This window comes from Limnothrix sp. PR1529, from assembly GCF_002742025.1.
Lineage (GTDB): Bacteria > Cyanobacteriota > Cyanobacteriia > CACIAM-69d > CACIAM-69d > CACIAM-69d.
In genome coordinates this window covers 1-23,330 of sequence record NZ_LIRO01000097.1, presented here as the reverse complement: position 1 = coordinate 23,330, position 23,330 = coordinate 1, and the positions used below count along the sequence as shown (strand labels likewise).

General features: G+C 52.2%; 15 protein-coding genes. 7 read left to right on the top strand and 8 right to left on the bottom strand.

Annotation, left to right across the window (positions count from 1 at the left end; genetic code table 11):
• Positions 1-148 precede the first annotated feature (148 nt).
• The 3 genes from AMR42_RS20585 to AMR42_RS14010 all read left to right on the top strand — a co-directional run bounded on the left by AMR42_RS20585 (position 149) and on the right by AMR42_RS14010 (position 1,326).
• A complete protein-coding gene (locus AMR42_RS20585; RefSeq protein ID WP_158234487.1) occupies positions 149-319 on the top strand; it encodes a hypothetical protein in 171 nt (56 codons plus the stop codon).
• Positions 320-581: 262 nt separating this feature from the next.
• Positions 582-782, top strand: a complete 201-nt coding sequence (locus AMR42_RS14015; RefSeq protein WP_099534289.1) for a hypothetical protein — start codon at positions 582-584, stop codon at positions 780-782.
• Positions 783-1,011: 229 nt separating this feature from the next.
• Positions 1,012-1,326, top strand: coding sequence for a hypothetical protein (locus AMR42_RS14010; RefSeq protein WP_099534288.1), 315 nt, complete (start codon positions 1,012-1,014; stop codon positions 1,324-1,326).
• A 110-nt stretch (positions 1,327-1,436) separates the two neighbouring features.
• Here AMR42_RS14010 and AMR42_RS14005 read toward each other — a convergent pair whose 3' ends face one another.
• Complete coding sequence (locus AMR42_RS14005; protein WP_143473103.1) at positions 1,437-1,703, bottom strand: hypothetical protein; 267 nt, start codon at positions 1,701-1,703, stop codon at positions 1,437-1,439.
• A gap of 200 nt (positions 1,704-1,903) precedes the next feature.
• Here AMR42_RS14005 and AMR42_RS14000 point away from each other — a divergent pair, with 200 nt between their 5' ends.
• The 3 genes from AMR42_RS14000 to AMR42_RS13985 all read left to right on the top strand — a co-directional run bounded on the left by AMR42_RS14000 (position 1,904) and on the right by AMR42_RS13985 (position 9,816).
• Positions 1,904-5,842, top strand: coding sequence for a PAS domain-containing protein (locus AMR42_RS14000; protein ID WP_099534286.1), 3,939 nt, complete (start codon positions 1,904-1,906; stop codon positions 5,840-5,842).
• A gap of 400 nt (positions 5,843-6,242) precedes the next feature.
• The gene (locus AMR42_RS13990) at positions 6,243-6,683 is read left to right on the top strand and encodes a response regulator (RefSeq protein WP_099534284.1); all 441 of its coding nucleotides are present in this window, start codon (positions 6,243-6,245) and stop codon (positions 6,681-6,683) included.
• A 1,135-nt stretch (positions 6,684-7,818) separates the two neighbouring features.
• Positions 7,819-9,816, top strand: coding sequence for a diguanylate cyclase (locus AMR42_RS13985; RefSeq protein WP_099534283.1), 1,998 nt, complete (start codon positions 7,819-7,821; stop codon positions 9,814-9,816).
• Between the two features lie 211 nt (positions 9,817-10,027).
• Here AMR42_RS13985 and AMR42_RS13980 read toward each other — a convergent pair whose 3' ends face one another.
• From AMR42_RS13980 to hrcA, 4 genes are all read right to left on the bottom strand, one after another.
• The gene (locus tag AMR42_RS13980; protein ID WP_099534306.1) at positions 10,028-10,360 is read right to left on the bottom strand and encodes a rhodanese-like domain-containing protein; all 333 of its coding nucleotides are present in this window, start codon (positions 10,358-10,360) and stop codon (positions 10,028-10,030) included.
• Positions 10,361-10,897: 537 nt separating this feature from the next.
• Positions 10,898-12,322: an NADP-dependent isocitrate dehydrogenase gene (locus tag AMR42_RS13975; RefSeq protein WP_099534282.1), complete on the bottom strand. Its 1,425-nt coding sequence runs from the start codon at positions 12,320-12,322 to the stop codon at positions 10,898-10,900.
• A gap of 205 nt (positions 12,323-12,527) precedes the next feature.
• A complete protein-coding gene (locus AMR42_RS13970; RefSeq protein ID WP_099534281.1) occupies positions 12,528-13,481 on the bottom strand; it encodes a ribonuclease Z in 954 nt (317 codons plus the stop codon).
• A 145-nt stretch (positions 13,482-13,626) separates the two neighbouring features.
• Positions 13,627-14,757 carry a heat-inducible transcriptional repressor HrcA gene (hrcA, locus tag AMR42_RS13965; protein WP_099534280.1) on the bottom strand — a complete coding sequence of 377 codons (1,131 nt, stop codon included), beginning with the start codon at positions 14,755-14,757 and terminating at the stop codon, positions 13,627-13,629.
• A gap of 375 nt (positions 14,758-15,132) precedes the next feature.
• On the opposite strand from hrcA, the gene dacB reads away from it, so the two are divergent.
• Positions 15,133-16,707, top strand: coding sequence for a D-alanyl-D-alanine carboxypeptidase/D-alanyl-D-alanine-endopeptidase (gene dacB, locus AMR42_RS13960; RefSeq protein ID WP_099534279.1), 1,575 nt, complete (start codon positions 15,133-15,135; stop codon positions 16,705-16,707).
• 28 nt (positions 16,708-16,735) lie between these two features.
• Here dacB and AMR42_RS13955 read toward each other — a convergent pair whose 3' ends face one another.
• From AMR42_RS13955 to AMR42_RS20580, 3 genes are all read right to left on the bottom strand, one after another.
• The gene (locus tag AMR42_RS13955; protein WP_099534278.1) at positions 16,736-17,938 is read right to left on the bottom strand and encodes a glutathione S-transferase family protein; all 1,203 of its coding nucleotides are present in this window, start codon (positions 17,936-17,938) and stop codon (positions 16,736-16,738) included.
• Between the two features lie 258 nt (positions 17,939-18,196).
• Positions 18,197-22,159, bottom strand: coding sequence for a PAS domain-containing protein (locus AMR42_RS13950; protein ID WP_158234486.1), 3,963 nt, complete (start codon positions 22,157-22,159; stop codon positions 18,197-18,199).
• Between the two features lie 890 nt (positions 22,160-23,049).
• A complete protein-coding gene (locus AMR42_RS20580) occupies positions 23,050-23,211 on the bottom strand; it encodes a hypothetical protein (protein ID WP_158234485.1) in 162 nt (53 codons plus the stop codon).
• Positions 23,212-23,330: the final 119 nt, after the last annotated feature.

Below are 23,330 nucleotides of genomic sequence, written 5' to 3'. Positions count from 1 at the left end.
TTGCCCAGAAATGCATGGAAGTTGAGCCAAGGTGTGACTGCTCCGGGGCGATCGCGCGGTGAAGCCTGAACCCAGGCTGAAGGAATCGGCGAAAGGCGTTGGTGATCTCGGGATCCAAACGAGCCTTCTCAATCATCCCAGATGGGCGATGGGCATTGCGGTTGGCAGCGGGCAAGAGGTGGCGGCCCCAAGGGGTTGGGCCCCGGCGGGGGATCACCGGGCGATCGGGATCACAGCACCTCTGTCGGTGGATCACGCTTGGCCTGTGAAATTACCACCCACAATCATGGGCTTTCGTCACGCGATTGCGGGGAAATAATCACGGCTTGAATTACAGATGAATCACAACGTTCAAGCCAAAATCACGGCATATTTAATGTCATCGAGATAACTAATTCGCAAGTGCCCAGTGCCTTCATCACTCTTAAAAATTAGTTGTCTCCAATAGCTGGCTTTTGTCCTGTTTCGCCAACCCTTAACCAACTCCAAAGATCATGGCACTGAGCACTGAAACCCGATACATCAACATCGAATTTTTTGTTAGCAATCCAATTCTGAAATGCCCTGGGAGGTTCACAGACATGTCGCAAACAACCTGGTTCTACAAAGATATGTTGGCAGAACTGTTTTCGCGTGTTTGGGAATCCCGGTGCTTGACCATGAGCGATCGCTGGGGTCTGTCCCGTGCTCTGTTGAGCTGCTCGTTGGATCTCGAAGATTTGGCTGCAATCGATCGAATTGTTCACGCTGTGCGCCGTGGCTGGCTCAGTTGCGCAAATTAGTTCGGTAATGGGTTGAGCAATAATGGGTTGAGCAATTAGTTTGCTCCTGAGCTTTTGGATATCTAGCTTGCTTGCGTCCCGTGATATCTGACCCTGCACCATCTGCCCCTGGAATATGTGGCCTCACGATATCTAGCCTTCCGATATAATGGGCTTGCTCAGGTTTGTCAAAATTTCTTCAAGATTTTGAACTCATTGAGTAACTATTAGCAATCGTGTCGCCATTCCGATGATTCTTGGGCATCACTGGGAAAGTTTTCTCATTCAGTTTTTCATTCAGCATGGTTTGGGTTTGATTTTGGCCACCTATTTGGCGGGGTTCTCGATCGCCTACTGGCGATCGCTGAGCGGCCAGTTACAAATCCTCAAACAACAACAGGCGGCTCCCGACCACTGGCGATCGGGAACCGCCTTGGTTTTGCAAACAATTTGGCCACAGTTGCTCTGGTTCTGGCCTAAGCCCAACGCATCACCAAACGCAATCAAGTCATCAAACATAATCAAGTCATCAAGCACAATCAAGCACAATCAAGCAGATCAATAACTGACTGGATACTTAAATGAATGCTGTGGAGCAATTAAGTTTCTGTAAGTTTCTGAGTTGATTTTGCACGGACTGTTGATTAGTGTTTGATGAAGTTAGATTAATTGCTCTTAATTGCTGGCTTCGGAGTTGGCAGTTTCTGGAACCACAAAGAGCAGTAATTTATCAGGATATAATTCATCCTTGGCTCGTTCAGCAAGGGCTTGAACTGAGAAGTTGGGAACAATGATGGTATCGCCATCTTGAGCATTACGAATCACTTGCTCTAAGTTGGCAGCCCAGTTGTCATCGTCAATCAGCGCGAGAGATTCGGCCATGGCTCTGAAGAAAAAGTCTAAAGAAGAGTGAAAGTTCACAAGAGCGGAGGAATGGCGCATCAAGAACTGGAAAGTTGCTGACTTTCACTAGCCCTTGATCGGCATTCATGGTTCATTTAACCACTGAAAGCATTTGGGAGCATGGTCGTTAACAATAGCTGCCAAGATTGATAGTTGGCAAAATTTGCGGTGTGATTGAAGTCTAATTTGGGTGTTTGAGGTTGCAGCACGCGATTGGCGGTTCTGCGTACCATTGGGAGATGGAATATCGGGTTTTGCCAACAACGGTAGTCTGTGCCGATCGCGATCGGGCAGAGCAGGTGGTGCAGTGGCTGGCGCAGGTGGATACGCACTGGGCCCAGGCCGCTTCGATCGTTGACGGGGCGATCGCCCAGCAGCAATGGTTGGCGAATGACAATTCCCTGTGGCCAACGGGGTTGTTGGTGGTGGATGGGGCGGTGGTGAATGAGCAGGGAGAGCCGTTGTGGCGGTGTTTGCTCCCCTCTGGGTCACCGGTTGCGATGCCCTTGTCCGGGATGGTTGATGAACAATATCAGGTTTCGATCGCCCGCTTGTTGGTGGTGTTGGTGGACTCGCCCGCTGCGGAGGTGGCGGCCATTGAGGCGGGTGCGCTAGATGCTTTGGTGTGGTCGGCGTTGGCGGCGACGGGAGGCCTGATCCGGTTGGGGCGATCGTTGCGGTTGGTGCAAGGGGTGTTGGCCAATTGGGAGCGGCAGTTGGCGTTGGCGGCTCCTTTTGCGGAAGAAATGGGTGAAATCGCGGATTCGGCTGCGGTGATTGTGCGGGCCAGTGCGGAGAAACCGAATTCAGGAACCCAATTAGCCAGCGGCCCGATCGCAAGCCCGATCGAAAACTCGACGATTAACCCAGCTTCTCACTCGAAGACGGGGGCAACTCCGGGCATCATTCCCGGTGTGGTCATCAATTGCGCCCCGGGGTTGCCTTCGATCGATCAACCCCTGCTCGCCACGGCCAGTTGCGATCGGGAAGACCGCGATCGGGAAGACCGCGATCGGGAAGACCGCGATCGGGAAGACCGCGATCGGGAAGACAATGACTCCACCCATCCGATCGCCCCATGGACAGCGGACTTGGCAGCCAGTTCAGAATCAGGATTGCAGCCCAGTGATGATTCAGAATTGACGATCGGGTTGCCATCATCCGCGCCAATGGGCTGGCAACCGCAAGCTTCACCGGCCAACCCCGCCGGTCAGCGGCCCAGAGCGCCGTCAACCACCGTGCTACCTGGCTTGAGAGTTGCCTTGGGGGGCATTTTTTCGGGCCCTAGCAGCGATCGGGCCGGGATGGCCGCTGAGAGTTTATTAACCGGCCCTGAAATTAGACCTGAGATTGAACCGGAAATTAGACCGGAAACCAGCTCTAATCCTGGAATTCGCCCCGAAATTAACCCCGAAATTAACGTTGACACCAGCCCCGGAGTTAACCCTGAAATTAACCCCGAAAACTCGATCGAGGCGGTTGCCATGCCGCTCGCCCCGAGTGCTGAGGGCAACGGACCGAAAATAGTGCCCACTGAGGGCGAAATTACCGCCATTCAAGGCGATCGCCTGCCAGCCTTGGGAGCAGCCGATCGATCTCAAGCGGCATCCCAATCGTGGTTAGCGGTCTTGGATCAGGTGTTGGATCACACGATCGATGGAATCGTGATTGTGAACCGTGAGGGGCGAATTGACTATGCCAACCCGGCGGCCTGTCAGCTTTTTGGGCGATCGCCGGAACAGTTGGTGGGCGAACACCTTGGAATTCCGATCGGCTCCGAGAAAACCACAGAAATTGATATTCTGCACCCCGATGGTTCCGTGGGCGTGGGCGATTTAAATGTGTCCCCGATCGAGTGGTTGGGGGAGCCGGCCTATGCCGTGGCCATTCGGGATGTGAGCGATCGCAAGCGGGTTGAGGCAGACTTGCGCTATCGCCTCAGCCTGGAAAGTGTGGTGGCCTATGTGGCGCGTCTGTTGGTGACTGCCGATGATGATGTGCGGTTTGGGTCTGTTTTGGAAGCGGTGGGGCGAGCCATGTTGGCCGATCGGGTCTTGCTGCTCCATGGGCCTATGGAACGCCCCCTTTTGAACCTGGCCTGCGAGTGGCATGAAGAGAATCAAATGCCCGTGGTACGAGACTTTAACCGCCTTGGCGGCCATTTGCCGCCCCTTTGGACCGAGCAATTAGGGCGCGATCGAGCCGTGGTGATTGAATCCCGACAGGCCCTGCAATCGGAAGATTCCGCCGTGACCGAGTGGCTCAACTGCTTGGGGGCCAACTCCGTGCTCATTGCCGCCATTCACGATCGCCGGGATGCCCTCTGGGGAGCCTTGGTGCTCTGTGTTCATCAAGCGCGTTCCTGGTTAGCCCAAGACCTGCAAATTCTGCAAACCATTGGGGACACCATCTATGCCTGGTACGATCGCCAAGCCACCCAAGATCGGCTGCGAGCCTCAGAAGCGCTCTACTCCAGTATTTTTGAGCGATCGGACGAACGAATTTTTTTGGTCAATGTCCACCCAGACGGACGGTTCACCTACGAAACCGTGAACCCCGCCTTTGAACGGGCCTTGGAACACCGCGCCACCCACATCATCGGTCGATCGCCCCAAGACCTGTTTCCCCCCAGTTGTGCCACGCCGATCATTGCTCGGTTTCGAGCCTGTGTTGCCGGCCGGGACACCATCCGTTGCGAAGAAGAGCTGATGATTCGGGGTAAACAGCGAATTTGGCACACCAGCTTAGTTCCCATCCGCGATGCCTGGAACCGCGTGATTAAGCTCCTGGGCAGCGCCCGCGACATTACCCAAGAGCGAGAAGCCGCCCTCCAGCGCAACAACCAAAACCGCTATCGGCAACTGCTCGCCTCGATCGCCTTCAAAATTCGCCAATCTTTGGATATTCAAGTGATCTTGGGGCGCACGGTCAGCGAACTGCAAAAAACCCTCAAAGCCGATCGCGTGATGTTCTACCGTTGCCAAGCGGACGGCAACGGATCGATCGCCGCCGAAGCCATCGCCCAGCCCTTCGGGGCGATCGACCCCAGCCACACCTGGTGTTGCACCCTCAACCTAGACAACACCCACCCCAACCTCGATCGCTACTGGCAGGGGCAAATTTCCTGCGAAGACGACCTCACCCAACTGCAACTGTCCCCCGAGCAGCGCAGTTGCATCGACAGCCTCAGCATTCGTAGCCAAGTGATCGTCCCCGTCACCATCGCCGCCGTTCACTTCAATCCCAGTGCCCTTGGATTTGTGCCCCCGGAAGTGCTGACCGATCGGCTACAACCGGCCACCATTCTGTTGGGGCTGCTGTGCCTTCAGCAATGTCAGGGGCCAAGGCATTGGACTTCCTTTGAAATTGACCTGTTGCAACAACTGGCTGGACAACTGAGCATTGCCCTTTACCAAGCCCACCTCCTTGAAGAACGTACCAGAGCCATTGAAGGATTGCGGCGCTCCAACGAACAGCTCCAGCAATTTGCCTACGTCGCTTCCCATGACTTGCAAGAACCCCTGCGTGGCATCATTGCCTTCTCAGAAATGCTCACAGAAGAATGCGCCCCCCAACTTGATCAAAACGCCCAAGAATATTTGCAATTCATCATCGACAGCGGCCAACGAATGCGCCAATTGATTCGAGATCTTTTGGCCTATTCCAGAGTGGAAACTCGCGGCCGAACCCTAGAACCGGTTGATTGCAGCCAGATTATTGAGATCGTACTTAATAATTTACGACTAGCAATTCAAGATAATCAGGCCACTATTCAGGCTAAAAATTTGCCCATTGTTTTGGCCGATTCCATGCAATTGGCACAGCTTTTTCAAAATCTCATTGGCAATGCCCTAAAATTTCGGGGCAAATCCAATCCTGTCATTACCATTACTGCTAATCACGAAGAACATCATTGGCGTTTTCAGGTCATTGATAATGGCATTGGAATTGACCCACAATATAGCGAGCGAATTTTTAATATTTTCCAAAGACTCCATAACCGTGAAGAATATGAAGGGACTGGCATTGGGTTAGCCATCTGTCGGAAAATTATCGAGCGTCACGGTGGCTCGATCGGGGTGCAATCTCAACTCGGCCAAGGATCGTCATTCTGGTTTACGATTCCCGACCAGCCCGAAACCATTCCCATCACTGAGCTAAGTTTTAGCCCCAGCTAGCGATCGCAACCCTGTAGGATTGATGTTTAATTCCGCTCGATCGCCCGTGCCATGGGTTTTCGTCCGTGTCATTAAGGCCAATGATTGTTATTAAATTGCCCAATCGTTTGAGTTGGGCCAGCCCAAGGAGTGCCATGAGTTCAATGGGCTGAATTGGTTGAGTGGGTTTAATGGAGTAATTGCCAGACAACAGCAGGATTTCTCAGTCGAGGGGTTCTCGATCGGGCTGTGCAGGGTTTGTTGATCGATCGAAGGATTGGTGAATGAGTGAGTTTGTGAGTGAATAGAAATGATGAGTCAATAGGAATATAATCCCATTAATAATGACCCCCAATTTCAGAATCATTACCCCTTTCAGCAAATGAGTAGGCAGTGACCAGATTGTTAGGATGTCGTTATAATGCCAGCAAAAAATATTGAAATTTTACTCATTGAAGACTCAGCAGTTGATGCCAGGCTAACAGAAAGGCTGTTTGGGCGGCTGAACATTCCCCATCGATTACACTTGGTGCGAGATGGCGAAGAGGCAATCAAGTTTTTAGAGAAAACAGCATTAGTTCCTGAAAAATACTGGCCCGATTTAATTCTGTTAGATTTGAACTTACCCCGTCGTAGTGGCTATGAAGTCTTAGAAGCAATTAAAAAACATCCATCACTCAAAATTATTCCTGTCATTGTGATGACCACTTCTGATCAAGAGGAAGATATTCGCAGATGCTATGAATTGCAAGCCAATGCCTACATTACCAAGCCAGATAGTTTACATAGTCTTTTAGAAACGCTATTGGCGATCGAGGCGTTTTGGTTACGTTCTGTGAAATTACCCTCTCCAAAGTTCTAAAAGCCATCATCGGTTTACTGTTTGAAAATAAAACCCAGAAATAAAACCCAGAGATAAAACCTGAAAATGAAGCCTGGAAATGAAGCTTAGAAATAAACTCTGAAAATAAAATAGATAATTTTTCGCTGCTGACAACATGAAACTTGAAGTGATGGTGTAAGATCATACAAATTCTTGTTCTTGATGTTGATTATTTACTTGATTATTTATTTTGACGAGTTAGTTAATTTTAATATGGTTGTTCCCTGCAAAGAAACCGAACAGATTGGATGAGCCGCTTGCATAACTAAACTTGACCACTATCGATCGAATCGTTAGCTAAAATTGATATAAGACCTTTACCCGGAACGATCGGTACGCCATATCACAGATGCCATGCAGCAATCATTAGGTGGGCATTAGCCATCCCACAAATAACTACAAATAACCATAGATAACTGTGCGTAGTCAGCGAGGTAAGGGCTGTATTTGAATCTGTAATCACTCTGGTAGCATTTCGCACATTGCCCAGACATTCCTTGACCATGCTTGGGTTGATTTGGGTTAATACTGAACAATTGACCGATCGAGAGCGCATGATTGATCCTGAAAATATTCAAGGACAGTGATGTTTCTATCACAGCGTAAAAACAATCCAAGAATATTGATTGGTAGGCTTCTCTCGTTAATGCTTAGACAATACTTAGACGAAAATCATGAGTTTGATCAGCTCACTTGCTAAGACTTCCCAGTTTAAGGTTGGTCTTAAAAAGATGGGTCATGATGTATAGGGCAGGAATTTGCATGAGATAGACCTAACGAGCCGAACTTCCAAGGATGTTCGGCTGTGCCTTTACTTTGCCTTTACCTTTGGGAAAGTTCTGGTCATGGGGTTGGTTAAATGAGTAGGATCACTGGGATTCTGCTAGACAACCGCCCTCAAGGTCTGATTGCTTTCCGGGTGGGAGGACTGCTGGAGTCGAATGGGCGGAAATGATTAGGCAAACCGGTGGCGGCAATTTTGCCAATCAATCCCCTTGGGGGTTGAGGTTTGGGTGGTTAGGCTGAAGTTGACAACGATCGAGGTCATTTGAGGTCAGTCATGCTATGCCACTCACGATCGCGCGGCCACAGGATCTAGGAGGTTAATTCAGCGGTGGGGGACTCAGCGATTGAAGTGCTGGTCGTGGAAGACAATCCCACGGATGCGCGATTATTGGAAATGATTTTGGCGAAGGTGACGACCCAAGGGTTTCGTTGGCGAAGGGTCGATCGCCTGAGCGATGCCCTGACGCTGTTGAATCAACGGCGGTACGATATTGTGCTGTTGGATTTGGCCCTGCCGGACAGCTACGGGCTGGATACGATTCGGCGGGTGCGATCGGCGGTGGCCGATGTGCCGATCGTGGTGCTGACGGGGTTGGATGACGAGGCGATCGGGTTGGCTTCCTTGCGCGAAGGGGCCCAAGACTACCTTTTAAAAGATGAATTGCGGCCAAATTTGCTGTCGCGGGCCATGCGCTATGCGATCGAGCGGCAACAAATTTTGGATGACCTGCGCCACAACCGCGAAGAATTGCAACGGCAGGAGTCGTTTTTGCGGGCAATTGTTGACGCGAACCCAAACTTTATTTTTGTGAAGGATGAACGAGGGCGATTCACCCTAGTTAATGAAGCTTTGGCAACGTTTTACAACACAACGCCCGGGCGAATGCTGGGCAAAACAGAAGCGGAACTAGGCGGGAACTCGGCCCAGGTGCAACATAGCCAGCGGGAGGAAGAATCGATTATTGAAACCATGCAAGAAAAATATATTGCCCAGGAGCCACGCCGCAGCTCAACGGGCGAAGTGCGTTGGTTTCAAACCATTAAAAAGCCCTTGATGTTGCCCAATTCAACCCAACGGCAACTGCTGGGCGTGATTACGGATATTACGGAACGGCAACAGGCGGAGGCCCTGTTGTGGCAACAGGCGGAACGGGAACAACTGCTGAGCCAAGTGACCCAGCAAATTCGCCGATCGCTAGATTTGGGGGAAATTCTGCAAACGACGGTGCAAACGGTGCGCGAAGTGTTGGGGGTGGATCAAACGGCCATCTATCGTCACTTGACCCCGGCGGGGATGGCGAGTCGATCGGACGCTGACCCATCCAGCACCCATGCACTGGAGCTGTCGGCGATGAATTGCCGTGATGCCGCTCCTCCAGTCTGTGGCAGCGAGGCGGTGACCGACGGGGCGGGCCTGGAGCGGTTGCTCTACCTCGTGAAGCATGAGATTTGGGAGGTGGAGGATGTGTTGGCGGACGATCGCTGGCCGGCCGCTTACCGGGATGCCATTGCCCAGGCGGGGGTGCGTGCCATCTTAGCCGTGCCCATTTTGCGAGGGGAAGCGGTGCCGGTGTTGCCGCTGAAAATGGACGATCGCCCAGAGGGCGGGGCCACCACGGGACATCCGCCTAATCCGCTTGGAGATGATCAGTGGGGACTGTTGGTGGTGTATCAGTGGCACGAACCCCACAGTTGGCAAGCCTGGGAAATTGAGTTTTTGAAGCAGTTGGCCGGCCAACTGGCGATCGCGATTCAACAGGCGGAGTTATATCGACGGTTGGAGTTGGCCAACCGAAAGTTGGAGCGATTGGCTACGTTGGATGGCCTGACGGGCATTTCCAACCGCCGCAGTTTCGATGAGGCCCTGGCCCGAGAGTGGCAAAGGGCCTTGCGCCAACAATCGCCCCTGGCAATCTTGGTGGGTGATATTGACTCGTTCAAAACCTATAACGATCGCTATGGCCATTTGGCGGGGGATGATTGTCTGCGCCAGGTGGCCCGCTCGATCGCCCAGGCCGTGAAGCGATCAACGGATCTCACGTTTCGCTATGGCGGGGAAGAATTCGCGGTGATTTTGCCGGAAACCCACATCGACGGAGCCATGACAGTGGCGCATGGCATTCTCGAAACCATCCGCGATTTGCAAATTCCCCATGCCTATTCGCCCGTGGCTTCGATCGTGACCCTCAGCTTGGGGGCCGCCAGTCTGATCCCGCGTGCCAATTTAGATCCCTCGGCGCTGGTGGCTGCGGCTGACTTGGCCCTGTTTGAAGCGAAAACCCGTGGTCGCAACCGAGCTTGCCCAAGCGGTGAGTTGTCCCACTGAGTTCTGTGGTGTGGGATCAACTCAGATCGCATCAGTTAACTTGAGCAATTTCAGCAACTTTCAGATCACACCAGTTAACTTTAGTCACTTCACTTCAGCCAATTTCAGCAACTTCAGATCACGTCAATTAACTTCAGTGAATTTCAGCAAACAATCAGCAAACGAGTTGTGATTTGTTTAGTTGAAAGACCTCAGTAGCTCCAAGGAAAACCTAGTAAAGGGGCACTGAGCGATCGATCTCTAGGGCATAGGCATGAATGCCGCCTGTGATGTTTTTCACGATTTGATACCCCTTCCCTTCCAGCCACTGACACATTTGAGCCGATCGCAACCCGTGGTGACAGATCACCCAGGTTTCCTGATTAAAGTTCAGGATTGATTCGATCATGGTGCTCCATTGTTCGTATTCACTCAGGGGCAAATTAATAAATCCAGGGAGTTGCGACAAGGCCAATTCTTGAGGTTCCCGCACATCTACCAGTTGCACCAGACCGGTCGGTTCGCGTAAATAGGCTGCCAAATCTTGCACAGTCACGGTATCCATTAGCATTCGTTCCAAATCACGCTTCTGTTCAAAAGGGGCGAAAGACCGCAGCAAACTGCGATTAATTGAATTTGATCGAGATTGGCCGAGAAGAAAACCCTACGAAGGGATTCTTTATCACCATAACCCGACTTTTAAAAACAGGCGACTAATTGTATAAACCAGAACTTAACAGTGTCTTTTGTAGACGCTTCGGCCAATTTCAAAACAATTTTAAACAGCAAGCCGCTTTGGAATTCATTCCATTTGGGCTATGAAGTCATGGTTTATACCATCAATCAGCATTAAATAATCGCCCTTAAAAATTGCCATCAAAGCCAGTCGCTTTGATGTTCCGGGTTTCATGCTGATTAGTATTGATGAATTGGAAATTGAGATCAGGATTGGTCAGCCCGGCATAGCCATGATTGACCAGCAATTGATTAGGGAAATTGATCGGAAACCGATCGAGGCGGGGCCAAGGTCAGTCCTTCCGCAGCACAGCAGGTGATGAACCCACTGTTTTGGGAACGGATTCGCCCCTTGGCCCATGAAGCCCTAGCCGAAGTTTTTGATGATGGCGCTGGCAAATTCCGAGCACTTCAGCGGCGGATTCACAGGCGGCTCCATCTGTCGAGCCAGATCGTAGGTCACTTCTCGCTGTTCGATCGACTTGGCCAAACCGGTCTTAATCAGATCAGCCGCCTCTTGCCAGCCCATGAATTCCAACATCATTACGCCAGACAAAATCACCGATCCCGGATTCACTTGATCCAATCCGGCATACTTGGGCGCAGTGCCGTGGGTGGCTTCAAAAATGGCCGCGTTGTCACCAATGTTAGCCCCCGGAGCCATGCCCAAACCGCCTGCGATCGCGGCGGCCGCATCGGACAAATAATCGCCATTCAGGTTCATGGTCGCCAGAATTGAATATTCATCGGGGCGAATTTGAATCTGTTGGAAAATGTTGTCAGCGATCCGATCGTTGACCATCACTTTTTCCTTCCATTGGCCGTTGCCGTGGCTGTCCCAAATGGCTTCCAGAACCTCGCGCACCTCTTGGCAAATGGCTTCCCGCTTTTCGGCGGGGTAGCTGTCATAGCCGGGGTCAATCAGCTTGGCGTTGTCCTCGATCGACAGGTCAGGATTATTCTCTTGATTGCTCAGAATCCACGACTCCCGCTCAGTCACGCATTCGGCACGAAATTCACCGGTTGCCACCGCATAGCCCCAATCCCGGAAGGCTCCTTCGGTGTATTTCATGATGTTGCCCTTGTGAACCAAGGTCACGGCCTGTTTATTTTTGGGCAACCGCAGGGCGTTTTGAATTGCTCGACGGACTAGGCGCTGGGAACCGGTGATGCTGATGGGTTTGATGCTGATGCCGGAATCTAATCGAATCTGTTTATTTTTCAGTTCCGGGGTTTCGGGAATCAGTTGATTGTTCAGAAAGTCAATCAATTGATCGCAGCCAGGAGTGCCCTGTTTCCACTCAATGCCCAGGTAAATATCTTCGGTGTTTTCCCGATAGATAATCACGTCCAGTTTTTCGGGGCTTTTGTGGGGAGAAGGCGTGCCGTTGTAATACTTACAGGGACGAACACAGGCGTAGAGATCAAAAATTTGCCGCAGGGCCACGTTGAGCGATCGAATGCCGCCGCCAACGGGAGTCGTGAGGGGGCCTTTAATCGCCATGCCATATTCCCGAATGGCCGTGAGGGTGTCTTCGGGGAGATATTGATAGGTTCCGTAGACTTCACAGGCTTCGTCGCCCGCATAGACCTTGAACCAGGAGATTTTGCGCTGACCACCGTAGGCTTGTTCGATCGCCGCATCAAGCACGCGCTGGCTGGCGGGCCAAAGGTCAATGCCCGTGCCATCGCCGCGAATGAAGGGAACGATCGGGTTGTCGGGGACGATCGGTTGACCGTTTTCAAAGCGAATTTTTTCACCGACGGTGGGGGGCGTAATCTTGTCGTACATGGTTGCGCGAAAAACGGATTGGGGTAACTATACCGTGCGACTCGCAATTCGGCGGGTCATGGCGTACAGACTCGATCGATCTGAGACATCGCCCATCGATCGGTTGATTGGCACTGGTCGGCACTGGTCAGCATCGATCGACGTTCATCGATGTTGTGAATCGGTATCAATGGGCTTTAGGTTGATTGGCCCCGGGTTGATTGGCCTAAACCGAGGCCAGGTCGATCGCCCGGCGGCGGGGCACTTCATAGCTCCAAAAGTCCTTAGCCATTTCCGTGTTGGGAAAAATCATTCGGGCCTCGTTCAGCAAATCGTGAAAGTCGATCGCGTTGCCCGGGGCGTAGCGGGGGCTGAAGTGCGTGATGATCAGGGTTTTGACCTGCGCCGCCAAGGCCACTTGGGCGGCCATGGTGGTGGTGGAATGGAGCCGCTCAAAGGCCAATTGTGAATCCGCGTGGGCAAAGGTGGCCTCGTGGATCAGCACATCGGCATCCTGGGCCAGCTCGATCGATCGCTCACAAAACACTGTGTCCGTGCAATAAACCCATTTGCGTCCTGGTTCCGGCGGCGCACAGAGGGTTTGGCCGTCAATTGTGCGGCCGTCGGGCAGGGTGACGGTTTCGCCGCGCTTCAGGCGGCCATAAACCGGGCCGGCGGGAATTTCCAGGGCCCGAGCTTTTTCAATATCAAATCGGCCGGGGCGATCTTTTTCCGTGACCGCGTAACCATAGGCCGGAACCCGGTGCTCCAGCAGTTGGCAATGCACCGTGAATTCGTCATCTTCAAAGATTTTGCCCGGTTCCACGGTGTGGACTTTGATGGGAAAAGAAAACCGGGTTTGGGAATAGCGCTGACAGGCTTTTAAATACCCCGATAAATCGGCCGGCCCGTAGAGATCGATCGGGTGAGGTTGCCCCGCCAAGCCAGAACTGGCCAACAATCCCATCAACCCAAAGATATGATCTCCATGCATGTGGGTGATGAAAATGCGGGTGATTTGGCTCGATCGCACTTCACTGCGTAAAAGCTGATGTTGCGTGCCTTCGCCGCAGTCAAATAACCAAGCTTCGGCCCGCTGAGGCAACCGCAACACCAAACTGGAAACGTTGCGCGATCGGGTCGGTACGCCAGAACTCGTGCCCAAAAACGTCACTTCCAAGATGGTCGCTGCTCCTGCGAATCGATCGCCCCTATCTTGCCACGGGCGGGGCCGTTCATTGCACCCGGAAGCGCCCCGGTCGATCGGGTCTGGCAACCACGCCCATTTCGCGTCTCAAGGGCTGATGCCCATGGTTTGGGGGCAATTAACCAGAGCTATCGGGGTTGCCGATCGCCGGGTGGTAGCGACCTGCTAGCAGTTCCGATCCTGACGCGCCCATCACCTCGGATAGATAGTCGGCGGTGGCCCCCACGGCGGCGATCGCCCGATCGTAGTCCAGCCGGGTCGGGCCCAAAATGCCCACACTGCCAAGGGGCGAAAGGCCGTTGCCGTAAAGGGAAGAAATGAGCGTGTAGCCCTGAATGGGTTCCCAGGGGTTTTCCATGCCAATGCGGATGCGCACCCGGCGCTCATCTTCTGGCTCATCAAAAATCAGCGACCACAGTTGATCCTGTTCCGCCTCCAGCAGATGAATCAGGGTTTGCACCTGTTGCAGCTCCGAAAACTCCGGTTGACGCAACACCTCCGACACGCCGCTAATCAAAATTCGGGTGGCGATCGGGGTTTGGGCCCGGCGCGCCAAATGAATCAAGGCTTCCCGCAGAGCTTGGCCCCGGCGATCGAACTCCCGGCCCAGCTCATCCCAATCCAAATGGGCCACGGCCAAGAAGGAGTGATCCCGCAGACGAGCATCCAAAAAGTTCGACAGAATCACCAACTCCCGCTCCAGGGTTTCGGGATCCGGTAGGGGAGCCTCTTCGGTGTTCGGTAAGGGTACGATCGCGGAATGGCTTTGGTAATCATCCGTCACCACCAACACCATCACCCGATCGACCTCCATGGGCAGCAGTCGCACATGGCGCACTTGAACCGTGCGGGTTTGGGGCAAGGCGATCGCCGCGATGCAACCGCTGAGGCGAGCCAACAACTGGGCCGCTCCCTTCAGCAACACTTCCAAGTGGGGCGACGAAGCATCCAGGCGATCGCTCAGGAGTTGATTCACCTTTTGGGCTGTGCGATCGGACGGGACAGCGCAACGATCGACATAGACCCGATAGCCCGAGTCCGATGGGACGCGCCCGGCTGACGTGTGGGGTTGGTAGAGCAAGCCGGCCTTTTCCAAGGCCCCCATGGCATTTCGCACCGTCGCCGGACTCGCATCCAGTTGATATTCTTCCACCAGCACCTTTGACCCCACCGGCTCGGCCGTGGAGATGTAGTGACGGATGGTGGCGAACAAAATGCGCTCTTGGCGTTCGGTGAGCTGAAACTCCATAAATTAGGAAAAATCGAAAACGGCGATCAGTTGGATGGGGCAGTGAAAACGGGCGGCGCGATTGGGTCGATCGCCCTGGCAGAATGGCTACCAATGAGACTGGGCAGATCGATCGCCTAGCACTGGGCAGGCGGTTCAGAAGCTCGACTGCCTCCTATTGTAGGGGGCGGCGGCGGGAGCAATCTGTCATAGCTGCAACTTAGATCTGAATTGAATCTGGATTGGATCTGGATTGGATCTGGATTGGGACTTGGCTAAGAATTGAGTGAGAGCTGAGTTGAAACCGAAGCCCGATGAGCGAATTGCAGTCTAATGGATGGTTAACAAGCGTTTTCAAGCGAACATTACCAATCAATCTTGTCAATAAACATCGTCATGGGCGATCGAATCAAGGGACGCTGGGCTGCTCAAGGGTTGGCGGCGATCGGGGCGATCGGGCTGTTGGGGGCTGGAGTTGCCGGGGCCACGGAGCCAGCCCAACCCCGTTGCTTGGCGGATTTGCCCGCCGCGATCGCCCAATGGCAACAGGATCCCCGCTGGGCCCGATCGCACTGGGGATTCCTGGCCCGCACCTTGGATCCTGCCAATCCCCAAACCTTGATTCAGGGGCAAGCTCAACAATTTTTTGTGCCGGCCTCCAATGCCAAGTTGTTTTCCACGGCGGCGGCCCTGGCGGCGTTGGGCCCCGAGTTTCGATCGCCCACGCGGGCCTATTGGCGACCCAAAAGCGCCACCCAACCCCGGCCCGCTTGGTGGATTGTGCCCGGTGGTGACCCCACCATCACCCACCAACAGCTCCAGGCTTGGGCCGATCTCCTGGCGACCTTGCACCCGCCCACGGAGGCGCTGGATGTGGTGGTGTTCGATCGCTCAGAAACTCCGCCCAGTTGGGAATGGGATGATTTGACCTATGGTTACGCTCCCGTGGTGAACCGGGCCATGGTCGATCGCAACGCCGTTTCCTTGACCTTTCGCCCTCAGTTTTTGGACGGTGCGCCGAGTTTGGAAGTGCAAACCCAAGAGCCAGTAGAAGGGTTGTTGAATTGGTTTCAGCCTCGGGAATTTCAGGCTTTGCCGGCCGACGCGGAACCCACCTGGCAATTGCAACGCGATCGACAAACGGGATTGATTCTGTTCACTGGGGGGCTGCCCATGGGCACATCGGCCCAAGCGGAAGTGGCCCATCCCCGACCGGGCCAAAAATTCGCTTGGTTGATTGCCGATCGCCTGTCGGAGCAATTTTTTCGCCAGGTGCGATCGCACCCGTTGGTGGCCCCGCCGCCACCGCCGACCGTGAATTGGCAGCGATCGCCCTTGGAAGTGGCCCCCCTGCCTGCCCCGGCCGACGATCGGTTTCGGAATCCGCCCGTTGTCCCGATCGTGAATCTGCGGAATCCGCCCGGGCCCTTGGGACAGCCCACGGCGGAACTGGCATCCGCCAATCTGGCGGCGGTGATTAGCCAGGTGAACCAAGCCAGCGATAACTTGGGGGCGGAGGCCCTGTTGCGTTGGTTGGATTCCGATCGCCCCATGGATCGGCTCACAACCGTCTTGACTGATTTGGGTTTGGATCCAACGGCCTATCGGCTGGTGGACGGTGCGGGCCTGTCGCGCCAAAACCTGGTTAGCCCCGAGGCGATCGTGCAACTGCTGACGATCATGGCTCGATCGCCCCATGCCCAGATTTACGAAAATTCCCTGCCGATCGCGGGGGAAACCGGCACGTTGGCCAACCGCTTTCGGGATACTCCCCTAGCGGGCCAGTTACGCGCCAAAACCGGTACGCTGACCGGTGTGGCGGCCCTGTCTGGCTATCTGAATCATCCTGAGTGGGGGCCCGTGGCCTTCAGTTTGATGATTGACCACGCCAACACCCCCACCCGTGACTTGCGGGCCGCGCTGGATCAGGTGGTGCTGTGGCTGTATGGGGCGCGATCGTGTGCCAACTAAGCCATTCCCAACCGTCTTGGATTCATCCTCAGCGCAAGAAATTCGCTGGATCCTGATCGCGGCGGTGCTTGGTGGGAATCGGTGGCCCCTGGCGATCGCCCGCCAAGGCCGCCGTCGCCTCCAGGGCTGCACGCAGATATTTCGCCGCATAAATCGACATATCCCGAGGCACGCTGATTCGATCGCGCAGATATCGCAACGCCACATCCGACCCCGACGGCGGCACACAAACCTCACCCGTCATCATCCGCGTCAGGGCACAGCGCAACGCCTGATCCACCAACTCATCGTGACTGGGATTCACCCGAATTAAGTTCGCCCGATGCTTCAAAACCCGAAACAGCGCCTCCGATCGGGCTGTGTCTGGCTCCTCATAGGTTGCGTCCGGCAAGCCCAACCAAGGGCCATGATCCACCTTGGTTTGATTGATCGCAGTTTGTGGATCTTGGTTTTCCCAACAGCCGCCCATTTGTGGCGGCAAATCATGGGCATGGGTATGAAAATCGCTTTGGGTTCCGCGATAGGTCGATCGAGTTTCCATCGCCGCAAACCAATCTTTCAAACGGGGATTTTCGTCCCGTAATGAATAGCCTTTGTAGTAAAACAAGCTGGCATTCATCCGCTCCACATAGGGCGTGAAAATCACATCTGCCGTACTGAATTGATCTAAGAAATAAGGCCCAGGAGTTGCCGCCAAGGCCGCCTCAACGGAGGTCACCACCTCCAGAAATTGCCGCCGGTTTCGAGCCTCCTGCTGCTCAGACAAGGTTGGATAGCAAAGCCAGGAACACCAAGCCCGAAACAGCAACCGTTCCAAACGGCGCAAAGGCAACACCAGCGCCGACTCCATGCCATAGACCAATGGCCCAAATGCCTGCTCCAAAGCCAGCAAAATATCATCACTTTCCGTGATCAAATACCCATCTAGTTCCAGGGCTGGCAACATGCCCGAGGGCACTTTTTGCTTATACCATTGCTCCTTTTGGCCATAGCAAAACATCGTGACCTTTTCGATGCGGTAAGGAATTTGCTTTTCCTCTAGCCAAAGCCAAACTTTTTGGCAATAGGGACACCAAGCGTGGTGATCGCGATAGAGCGTGACGCGGGGTTCAGCGTCTGGCTGCCCAAAGAGTCGCAATTTTGCTTGGGAATTGGTGGGCCCATGGACTAAGTTCGGTTGCCATTGGGTCAGCGCTGCTAAATCAGTCCAAGATAGGGGGTCGCGGGTCATGGTTGGTGATGTAGCAAGCCTATTCAAGGTTTCATTCAGTTCTAGATTAGGATATGCAGCCCGGTTTGATAACGTGAAACATACCCAAATTTAGTTTTGGGCTTTTTTTGGGCTTTTCTTTTTTGGGCTTTTTCAATATCTGCTGAAGTATTGGTGACTAAGCCTTTGCCATAGTCCCTTGGTGTTGCTCTAGGGGCTTGATTCCAGATTTTTAATTCCAGATTTTTAGCTTCAGATCTTTAACTCCAGATTTTTGGGTTATTGCTTCAATAGCTCCTGGATCATATTCGCCAATTGCTTGAGCTTAACGGGTTTGTTCAAGTAGGCGGTGGCTCCCGCTTGCAAGCACCGTTCCTGGTCGCCTGCCATGGCGAGGGCCGTCAAGGCAATGATCGGCAAGGATTGAAAGTCGGGATCTTGGCGAATTTGGGCAATGGCCGTCAGCCCGTCCATTTCTGGCATTTGGATATCCATTAACACCAAAGCGGGTTGGTGCGATCGCACCATTTCGATAGCTTCTCGGCCATTTTGGGCCGATAGAATCTGATAGTTTTGTGCCTTTAGATAGCTGGAAATGGTCATGATGTTGGCTTCGTTATCTTCCGCCAACAAAATTAATGGCTGACCGGTTTCAATCGCTTGCAAGTCAATCAATTGGGTTCCGTTGCAAGCAGGCAGTGAGCTATGGAGTCCCGGGGCTATTTCAGAAGCACTGGGCGATCGCGTTGGCCCCTTTGACCAACAGGGCAAATACACCTGAAAACAACTGCCCTGGCCCACTTCGCTTCTGACGCTGACCCGACCGCCATGCAATTCAGTGATGCGCTTCACCAGGGCCAAGCCTAGGCCTGTGCCTGCATATTGGCGGCTGAGGCGGCTGTCAATTTGTACGAAAGATTGGAACAGTTTTGATAGGTTTTCTGGCGCGATGCCAATGCCTGTGTCGCGAACAGTGAAGCAAATTTGGGCCGGTCGAAAATCTGAATAGGAACTTTGGGAGCTTGACGCTTGGGAACCTGAATCTTGGGAACCTGAATCTTCGATCGGCGCTGAAATAGATGTTGAGATCGGTTCTCGATCGAGCGGTTCATAGGGTGGTTTTTGCGGTGCTTCTTCCATCATCACCACCAGCTCAACGGTCCCAGAATCCGGCGTGAATTTAACCGCATTGCTCAACAAGTTGATTAAAACCTGCCGCATCCGTCGCCCATCCACTTGGATCGACAAATCCCGCAGATTTTCAGCGATCGAGGCTTTCAGGGCAATTTTTTTCTGCGAAGCTAACTGCTTCACAAAAGCCAAGCTGTTTTCGCACAGATCCCAAACCGAAACCAAATCCAAATCTAATTCCAGGCGATTGGCTTCAATTTTCGACAAATCCAGAATGTCGTTAATCAGCTCCAGCAAGTGCCGCCCACTTTTTTCAATGGTGGCAACGGCCTTCGTTTGTTCTGGCGTAATTGGCCCAAAAATATCCTCCTGCAAACTTTCCGACATGCCCAAAATGGCATTGAGAGGCGTTCTTAGCTCATGGCTCATGCTGGCCAAAAACTCATCCTTGAGCCTGGTGGCCCGTTCCAATTGCGCATTGGTTTGCTTGAGGGCTTCTTCAGTATCCTTGCGATCGCTGATATCGGCAAAGTAACCCACCAGTTCTAGGGGTTTACCTTGTGTATCGTAAACCACCCGAAACTCGTCATGCAGCCAACAATAACTGCCATTGCTCTTCAAAAACCGATATTCGCGAACATGATATTTCAGGTCGTTTAAATTATGCAGGCTGTCAAGGACATAGGCTAAGTCTTCTGGGTGAATATGCTCTAGCCAAAAGGCATGATTCTGCAAAAATTCTTCTTTGGGATAGCCCAAAATTGATTCAATGTTGCGGCTGACGAAGGTAAATCGATAATTTTCGCCTAGCTGACAAGTGTAAATAATTGCTGGGTTGGACGAAAGAACAAATTCCAATCGTTCCTTCAGCGACTGATTTTCATGTTCTGCTTGTTTATGCTCAGTAATGTCATAGTTAACCCCAACCATGCGCAGAGGTTGATGGTTGGTGTCGTGCTCAATGATCGCAAAACATTGCACAAACCGTTGTTCCCCGTTGGGGCGGTTAATGCGCAGCTCCAGGTTTAATTCCCCTTGATGATTCATGATGGATTCCCTGAAGGCTTCCATCGCCATGGCATCTTCTGGATGTAAGCAGTTCAGCCAATCTTGGTAAGTGGGATCGCGATCGGGGTTGTGCCAGCCATAAATTTCACAAATGCGCGAATCCCATTGAACTTCATCTTGAAAGTTCCATTCCCATGTCCCGATCGCTGCCGATTGCAACGCCAAGGCTAAACGATTAGAAAGACTCGTTAGTTGTGCCTCTGTGTGTTTTTGATGACTAATATCCCGACAGACGCAAATTAAAGTGCCATCTTCGGACAATGTGAGGGACAGCCCTTCATAGAATGTGCTGCCATCTTTGCGCCGGGCGATCGCCTCTCCTTGCCAGGAGCGATCGCGCTGGAGCTGGGGCAAAATATGCTGCTCAAATCGTTCAGTTTCCAGGGGGTCATAGAACTGTTGCCAAGGTTGACCGATGAGTTCTTCAACCTGATCAAACCCAAGCAAATTGGCATGGGCTTGGTTTGCATAGGTCAACTGACCATTTTCAATGAGGGCAATGCCATCAATGGCAGCTTCCATCATTGCCAGTTGTCGCTGAATGGCTTTCTCAGCTTCTTTACGGGATGTGATGTTTACTGAAATGCCACAGAGGCCGTAGGGCTGCCAGTCTCGATCGAGCAACAGAAATTTATTAGACAAAAATGTGTAGGCTCTGCCATTGATTTCCATCTCTTCTTCATATTGCTGAAAACGACCGAGCCGATAGACCTCATTATCATTTTCATCCAGAACTTTTGCTAATTCTGGCTCAAATAGGTCTTGGTTAGTATTGCCTAAGATCTCGCGCTTAGTGCAGCCAAAAAACTTCAAAAATGATCGATTAACCAAAGTGTGGCGACCCTGAAGATCTTTGACATAAATAATAGCGGGGGCAAAATCAATAATTGCTTGTAACCGCGCTTCGCTGTCTTGCAAAGCGGCGGTTCGCTGCTCCACCCGCTCCTCTAGCTCTTGGTTTAAGCGCGCCAAGGCCCGCACTGCCAGTTCTCGTTCCTTGAACAGGGCGATCGCAGCTGCAACGGAACTGAGGGGATTAATTTCGATCGCATCCCACAGGTCTGGAGTGACGCGATCGAACCCAATAAACCCAAAAAATTGACCATCTACCATCAAGGGCAGCATCAAAACTGCCGCCACCTCTGGTGCAATTAAAGCCTGAAATTCCGACATTGAAACATCGGAAACCAAGCTGTTAATTAACTGCCCTTGAGTTAGCCGAGAAAGGTAATGGTTTGATTCAGGATGGCAACGCAAATTCTGAAATTGGGGATTGCTAAGCTGAGATTGAATGCCAGGGCGACACCATTCCCCATGTTGGCTAATGAGAGAATTCCCAAACCGATCCTGATGCTTTTCAAACACATAGATCCGATCAGCTCCGGCAATGGGCCCCAGAATTTCCAAAATTGTTTGATAGATATTCTGATCCGTATGGTTGGATAAAAGTTGCTTTTGGATCTCAACAATTGCAGTTAGGTAGCGCTCCCGTTTACTGAGTAAAGATTCAGATTCTTTGCGCTCCGTGATATCTAAATGCGTCCCTGTGATCCGCAGAGGGCGGCCCGTTGCGTCGCGCTCAACAACTTTGCCCCTTGCCAGCACCCAAACCCAGTGCCCCGATCGATGGCGCATTCGCAATTCACATTCATAGGCGCTGGTTTGGTTTTGAAAATGGCTATCCAGCGCCGAAACTACTTTCGGCCAATCTTCAGGATGGGTGTATTTTTGCCAGGTTCCTAATTGAATGGGGGCTAGTTCTTCGAGGGTATAGCCAATCATGTCAGCCCAACGTTCGTTGAGGGTGACCTCGCCGCGATCGATAAACCAATCCCACAATCCCAACCCAGAACTTTCGATCGCCAATTGCAACCGCTCTTGAACTGCTTCTAATTGGGATGCCCCTAAGCGCTGTTCTCTGCGAATTTGGGCCTCACGAATTTCGCGACGGATCACTTCCGGGAGGCGGGTGGTATTGCCCTTAACAAAACAGTCCACCGCGCCCGCCTGCATGAGGTCAACGGCTAGACTATCCTCGACCACCTCTGAAATAACAATCAGCGGTATATCACGTTTGGATGATTGTAGAATTTTGAGAACATCAAAAGCACTTAATCCAGCATCTTGATGATTAGAGATAATTAAATCCCATGACTGTTTTGCCAGGGCGATTTGTAATTGCTTGGTGTTTTTAACCCACTTCCAACTCAAATTAAAGTGATGATGATAAAGTTCTCGAATAATCGATAAAACATCCTCATCTGAGGCTTGAAACAATAGCAAGCTAAGAATAGGCTTCATGACTACTAATTCCTGGGAGGTTTAATTCCTTGAAAGATTATGCAACTATCAGTGCCTTACTATCTTTAAGAAAATGACCCGATCGCTGTCATTGGGGGTTCAAGCTTTTTCATCGATTTTTTACTGGATCCGCTGCTGCTGACTGGAACGGCTCAGGGGTGCTGCAAATTTAGAACGAAGGAGTTGTATCAATTCTCACTGATGATTTTGCCAAAATGCCTATTAATTTCCATTTAACTGTTATTTCCGTGATAACAAAGAGCTTTTTTATACATTACGAAGCAATTAAATTCGAGGGTGATCCGAATCGGCAAAGACGAAGAACAAACTTGGTGCTTTCTCCATTACGAGCTAGACGATGGTCGATCGCATGGAAGATTCCTGCAACAACCTAAATTTGTTCTAGCACTAATTCACCCCCTTGAGTCTAATTATCCTTCAAAATTCCTGATAACTAACTAGACAGGCGACACAGACCGAATCCGGTAAATTCCCCCTTAACCTGACGCGGCTGGGTCGGATCAATCCCAATGAATTTCGACTTGTCTGGATGAGTCGGAATGGATCGAGATTCATTGAGACTGATCGAGTTTGACTGCGCCCAATCGAGATTGGGTCAATCGAAGGCCCGTTCAAGGAAGCAGGGAATTGCGCTGCGCCGAATCCAGCCAAAGTTGAGCCTGTTTGTCCAGGGGAGATAGATAGGGATAGATGGTGCTGGTTTGAAATTGGCGATCGAACTGCCAGCCAGAACGCCGCAGTCGATCGCGCACCTCAAGGGAACTACGAAACAACAGAAGATCATAATTTGGGGCAGAAGTGTTGAATCTAAACACAAAACTTCATATTCTAGGCAACAAGAGTTTCTGGCAGTAAATCATAGCTCCAATGACTGATTGAGCCATAGCGACCG

Coding starts and splice junctions, on each gene's coding strand:
- dacB (WP_099534279.1), top strand. CDS start 15,133: ATGGGCGATCGAATCAAGGGACGCTGGGCTGCTCAAGGGTTGGCGGCG.
- AMR42_RS14005 (WP_143473103.1), bottom strand. CDS start 1,703: ATGCGCCATTCCTCCGCTCTTGTGAACTTTCACTCTTCTTTAGACTTT.
- AMR42_RS14000 (WP_099534286.1), top strand. CDS start 1,904: ATGGAATATCGGGTTTTGCCAACAACGGTAGTCTGTGCCGATCGCGAT.
- AMR42_RS14015 (WP_099534289.1), top strand. CDS start 582: ATGTCGCAAACAACCTGGTTCTACAAAGATATGTTGGCAGAACTGTTT.
- AMR42_RS13975 (WP_099534282.1), bottom strand. CDS start 12,322: ATGTACGACAAGATTACGCCCCCCACCGTCGGTGAAAAAATTCGCTTT.
- AMR42_RS13955 (WP_099534278.1), bottom strand. CDS start 17,938: ATGACCCGCGACCCCCTATCTTGGACTGATTTAGCAGCGCTGACCCAA.
- AMR42_RS13980 (WP_099534306.1), bottom strand. CDS start 10,360: ATGGATACCGTGACTGTGCAAGATTTGGCAGCCTATTTACGCGAACCG.
- AMR42_RS13990 (WP_099534284.1), top strand. CDS start 6,243: ATGCCAGCAAAAAATATTGAAATTTTACTCATTGAAGACTCAGCAGTT.
- hrcA (WP_099534280.1), bottom strand. CDS start 14,757: ATGGAGTTTCAGCTCACCGAACGCCAAGAGCGCATTTTGTTCGCCACC.
- AMR42_RS14010 (WP_099534288.1), top strand. CDS start 1,012: ATGATTCTTGGGCATCACTGGGAAAGTTTTCTCATTCAGTTTTTCATT.
- AMR42_RS20585 (WP_158234487.1), top strand. CDS start 149: ATGGGCATTGCGGTTGGCAGCGGGCAAGAGGTGGCGGCCCCAAGGGGT.